This is a genomic window from Helicobacter pylori (assembly GCF_017594925.1).
Classification (GTDB): Bacteria; Campylobacterota; Campylobacteria; order Campylobacterales; family Helicobacteraceae; genus Helicobacter; species Helicobacter pylori_DP.
In genome coordinates this window covers 1-1272 of record NZ_JAALNT010000041.1, presented here as the reverse complement: position 1 = coordinate 1272, position 1272 = coordinate 1, and the positions used below count along the sequence as shown (strand labels likewise).

1 protein-coding gene is annotated in these 1272 nt (G+C 39.9%); it reads left to right on the top strand.

The window, feature by feature from the left end; genetic code table 11:
* On the top strand, nt 1-1272 hold a 1272-nt coding region (gene sabA, locus G6069_RS07840; protein ID WP_197293931.1), incomplete at both ends, for a Hop family adhesin SabA/HopD.

The following is a 1272-nucleotide window of genomic DNA, read 5'->3' as shown; positions in this document are numbered from 1 at the left end:
CTATGATGTGGAAAAATATCGTCATCAGTGGTGTTTCAAACGCACCCAGTGCTATCGAATCCACTGGCTACCCAACGCAATACGCGGTGTTTAACAACATCAAGGCGATGCTACCTTACTTGCAAGAAGCGCTCAAACTAACTCAGAGCAACCACACCCTATCCACTCAGTTGCAAGCTCAAGCTATGAGATCTCAAACAAATCGTGAATTTGCTAAAGACATTTACGCTTTAGCTCAAAACCAAAAGCAAATCCTTTCTAACGCTTCAAATATATTCAATCTCTTTAATTCCATTCCTAAAGACCAACTTAAGTATTTGGAGAACGCTTACTTGAAAGTGCCGCATTTGGGTAAAACGCCTACTAACCCTTACAGACAGAATGTGAATTTGAATAAAGAAATTAATGCGGTTCAAAACAATGTAGCTAATTATGGCAATCGGATTGATTCGGCTTTAAGCGTGGCTAGAGATGTTTATAATTTAAAATCCAATCAAACAGAAATCGTAACCGCCTATAACAACGCTAAGAATTTGAGCGAAGAGATTTCTAAACTCCCCTATAACCAAGTCAATACAAAAGACATTGTTACGCTACCTTACGATAAAAACGCCCCGGCAGCAGGCCAATACAACTACCAAATCAACCCAGAGCAGCAATCCAATCTTTCTCAAGCTTTAGCGGCGATGAGCAATAACCCCTTTAAAAAAGTGGGCATGATCAGCTCTCAAAACAATAACGGCGCTTTGAACGGGCTTGGCGTGCAAGTGGGCTATAAGCAATTCTTTGGCGAAAGCAAAAGATGGGGATTAAGGTATTATGGCTTCTTTGATTACAACCACGGCTATATCAAATCCAGCTTTTTTAATTCGTCTTCTGATATATGGACTTATGGCGGTGGGAGCGATTTGTTAGTGAATATTATCAACGATAGTATCACAAGAAAGAACAACAAGCTCTCAGTAGGTCTTTTTGGAGGTATCCAACTAGCAGGGACTACATGGCTTAATTCTCAATACGTGAATTTAACCGCGTTCAATAACCCTTACAGCGCGAAAGTCAATACTTCTAATTTCCAATTTTTGTTCAATCTCGGTTTGAGAACCAATCTCGCTACAGCTAAGAAAAAAGACAGCGAACATTCCGCGCAACATGGCATTGAACTAGGCATTAAAATCCCCACCATTAACACCAACTACTATTCTTTTTTAGGCACTAAGCTAGAATACCGAAGGCTTTATAGCGTGTATCTCAATTATGTGTTTGCTTATT